2 protein-coding genes and 1 pseudogene are annotated in these 3,663 nt (G+C 72.9%); 1 reads left to right on the plus strand and 2 read right to left on the minus strand.

Features of this window, described 5'->3' with window-relative positions:
• Positions 1-40: 40 nt before the first annotated feature.
• Positions 41-1,315: an NTP/NDP exchange transporter gene (locus MBSD_RS13430; protein ID WP_062537813.1), complete on the minus strand. Its 1,275-nt coding sequence runs from the start codon at positions 1,313-1,315 to the stop codon at positions 41-43.
• Positions 1,316-1,440: 125 nt separating this feature from the next.
• On the opposite strand from MBSD_RS13430, the gene MBSD_RS13435 reads away from it, so the two are divergent.
• Positions 1,441-3,027 carry a GMC family oxidoreductase gene (locus MBSD_RS13435; RefSeq protein WP_062537814.1) on the plus strand — a complete coding sequence of 529 codons (1,587 nt, stop codon included), beginning with the start codon at positions 1,441-1,443 and terminating at the stop codon, positions 3,025-3,027.
• 6 nt (positions 3,028-3,033) lie between these two features.
• Here MBSD_RS13435 and MBSD_RS15540 read toward each other — a convergent pair.
• A pseudogene (locus tag MBSD_RS15540) lies at positions 3,034-3,663 on the minus strand (M48 family metallopeptidase); the annotation flags it as partial.

The following is a 3,663-nucleotide window of genomic DNA, read 5'->3' on the forward strand; positions in this document are numbered from 1 at the left end:
CGGGTTCGCCCCGGGTGAACAACCTACTGAGAGATCACAGCTAGTCCGGCAGCAGGTCGCGCGAACGTGTGGCGCGCCAGCCGATCCAGCCGGCCAGGCCGGCGCCGGCGGCCGCCAGCAGGCTGATCGCCGACAGGCTGGCGCCGATCGCGCGCAGGCCGTTCAGCGCGCTGGTGATGGCCAGATCGCCGAAGCGCCACACCGCCGTCTCCACGAAATTCTTGCCCTTGTAGCGCGCCTCGCGCACGGCCCGCGTGTACAGCGCGTCCGAAGTCGGCTTGGTGACGCCGTAGGCGAAGCCGCGACTGAGCACCAGCATCGTCGGGATGATCGGCAAGGCGAAGCCGGCGACGGCCACGCTGCCCGAGCCGAGCGAGGCCACCGCCAGCAGCAATCCGATATTGACCAAGGCCGGCAACACGAAACCCGCGGCGAAACCGACGCGCACCAGCAGCCAGCGCGTCAAGGTGAGCTGCAGCAGCACGCCCAGCAGGTTGATGCGCAGGTCGAGGCCGGCGAAGAACGCGGTGCGCGCGACCTTGTCGGCGAAATGCGCGTTGGCGTAGTCCGCCACCAGCGCGTAGGCCAGGGTGCCGACGCCGTCGGACAGCAGCATCAGCAGCGCCATGCGGCGCACGAACGGCTCGACGAACACCGCACGCAGCCCGGCGAGCAGCGCGCCGCCGACCGCCTCGGCGTCGGCGGCGGGCGCCGCACCTGGCGCTTTCGGCGCGTGCGCGGAAAGCGCCAGCGCCGCCGCCAGTGCCGACGCCAGCAGCGCGGCGGACACCAGCAGCAGCGGTGCGACGCCGATGCGCACGGCCAGCACGCCGGTCAGGCCCGGTCCCGCCAGCGCGCCGGCATTGCCGCCGATCGCGATCAGCGGAAACAGCCGCCGCGCCTGCTCGCTGGAACAGATGTCCGCCAGCAGGCTCCAGAACAGCGACACCACGAACAGGTTGAACACGCTGACCCAGACGAAGAACGCCACGCCCAGCGTGCGCGCGCCGATGCGGTCCTGCCAGGCGAACAGCGGCGCGAATCCGATCAGGCAGGCGATGAAGAAGCCGTAGCTCCACGCCAGCAGCCGCCGCCGCGGCAGGCGCGCCACCAGCCAGCCGAACAGCGGCGCGATCAGCAGCGTGGCGGCGAAAGTGGCGGCGTAGAACAGCGGCAGCGCGATCGAGCCGACCGCGCCGGCCAGCTGGTCGCGCACCGGACGGATCACGTAGTAGGCCGCCAGCACGCAGAAGAAGGCGAGGCTGGCGAGCGCGAGGGCGCGCCCCTCGCCCGTCCGCACGGCGAATCGCGTCATCACGCGGTCTGGCGTCCCGGCAGCCTGGAATGGGCGGCAAGACTATCATGCGGCGATCGCCGGCCCGCGCATGGAGCAAACGCTCTAGCGCACGGCGCTACCGTCGCCGCGTCCGAGGACCGTCCATGCTCTACGACTTCGTCATCGTCGGCGCCGGCTCCGCCGGGTGCGTGCTGGCCAACCGGCTCAGCGCCGATCCAACCCGGCGCGTGCTGCTGGTCGAGGCGGGCCCGCGCGACTGGCACCCCTTCATCCACATGCCGGCTGGCCTGGCCAGGCTGGTCAACCGCAAGGGCATCAACTGGAACTACGTCACCGAGCCGGAAGCGCGCCTCGACGGCCGGCGCCTGTGGTGGCCGCGCGGCAAGGTGCTGGGCGGCTCCAGTTCGATCAACGCGATGTGCTACGTGCGCGGCGTGCCGGCCGACTACGACGGTTGGGCGGCGCAGACCGGCGATCCGCGCTGGGCGTGGGCGAACGTGCTGCCCTATTTCCGCCGCGCCGAAGGCAACACGCGTGGCGCCGACGCGCTGCACGGCGGCGACGGCCCGCTGACGGTCTCCGACCTGCGCCATCGCAACCCGCTGTCGCAGGCTTTCATCGAAGCGGCCGCGGCGGCGGGCTTCGCCCGCAACGACGACTTCAACGGCATCGACCAGCAAGGCTTCGGCTACTACCAGGTCACCCAGCGCGACGGCGCGCGCTGCTCGGCGGCCACTGCCTATCTCGCGCCGGCGCGCGCGCGCGCCAACCTGACCGTGGTCACCCATGCGCTGGCCGAGCGCGTGGTGCTGGACGGCACGCGCGCCGTCGGCGTCGACCTGCGCCTGCGCGGCGGCAAGCGCAAGCGCGTCGAAGCCGGCGAGGTGATTCTGGCCGGCGGCGCGATCAACTCGCCGCAACTGCTGATGCTGTCCGGCATCGGTCCCGCCGACCATTTACGCGAGCACGGCGTCGCCGTCGCGCTCGACCTGCCCGGCGTCGGCGCCAACCTGCAGGACCACCTCGACATCTGCACGCTGGTGCGCTGCACGCAGCCGATCACCTACGACCGCACCAACGACGTGGCAATCGCGCTCGAGTTCCTGCTGCGCCGCAGCGGCATCGGCACCTCCAATATCGCCGAGGCCGGCGGCTTCGTGCGCTCGCGCCATGCCGAGGACGCGCGCTGCGACCTGCAGTTCCACTTCGTGCCGGCGCTGCTCGACGACCACGGCCGCCACCGCCTGCCCGGCGACGGCTACACGGTGCACGCCTGCGCGCTGCATCCGAAGAGCCGCGGCCGCATCCGTCTCGCCAGCGCCGACCCGACGGCGAAAGCGGCGATCCACGCCAACTACCTCGGCGACGCGGAAGGCTACGACCTCAAGCTGCTGATCGAGGGCGCCAAGGTGGCGCGCGCGATTTTGGCGCAGGCGCCGTTCGCGCCCTACCGCGGCGAGGAGATCTTCCCCGGCGCCGAGGTGCAGGACGACGCCGCGCTGGAAGCATTCGTGCGCCGCAAGGCGGAAACGATCTACCACCCGATCGGCACCTGCCGCATGGGCGTCGACGCCGCGGCCGTGGTCGATCCGGCGCTGCGCGTGCGCGGCATCGATGCCCTGCGCGTGATCGACGCCTCGGTGATGCCGGTGTTGCCCACCGGCAACACCAACGCGCCGACCATCATGATCGCGGAAGTCGCCAGCGACCTGCTCCTCGGCCGCGCCTGAGCGGCCTTACGCCACCGTCGGCAGCAGCGGCGGCAGCGGGCAGTGCAGCGCGGCGCAGACCACGCGCAGCAGCTCGGCCTCGGCGACGCCGACCACGCCGTCGGCGCCGATCGCGCGCACCAGCGCGCGCACCACCAGCTCCTTGCCTTCCGGCGCCAGCCGCGCCAGCTTCGCCAACGCCGCGTCCAGCGCGGCGCGCCAGTCGTCGGGCCAGGCGAACAACGGCGCCGCGTCGGGCAGCGCCTCGTGCATCGCCAGCAGGAACGCGCGCCGCGCCGCGTCGTCGTCCTCGTGGCCGTGGCGGGCGACCAGCGCGCACAGGTCGCGTACCTCGTCCGCGCAGTCGGCGAGGCGCAGGCTGCCCGGCACGAAGCCGCGCGCCGGGTCGAGCGCGGCGACCACCTGCAGGCGCACCAGCGTCGCCAGGCAATACTCGTCGAGTTCCACGCGGCCGTCGGCGTGCACCACCGCGTCCAGCGCGGCGACGAAGCGCTCGAGCTGCGGGCGCGGCCGCCGCCGCAGCGCCGGGAACGCCAGCTGCGCCAGCGGCAGGCGCAGCAGCGGCGGCAGCGCGGCGAGCGTCTCGGCGGTGCCGCGCGCGGCGCCGGCGGTGGCGGCGTCGAACGCCTTGGCGAT

This window comes from Mizugakiibacter sediminis (genome assembly GCF_000953855.2).
GTDB classification, from domain to species: Bacteria; Pseudomonadota; Gammaproteobacteria; order Xanthomonadales; family Rhodanobacteraceae; genus Mizugakiibacter; species Mizugakiibacter sediminis.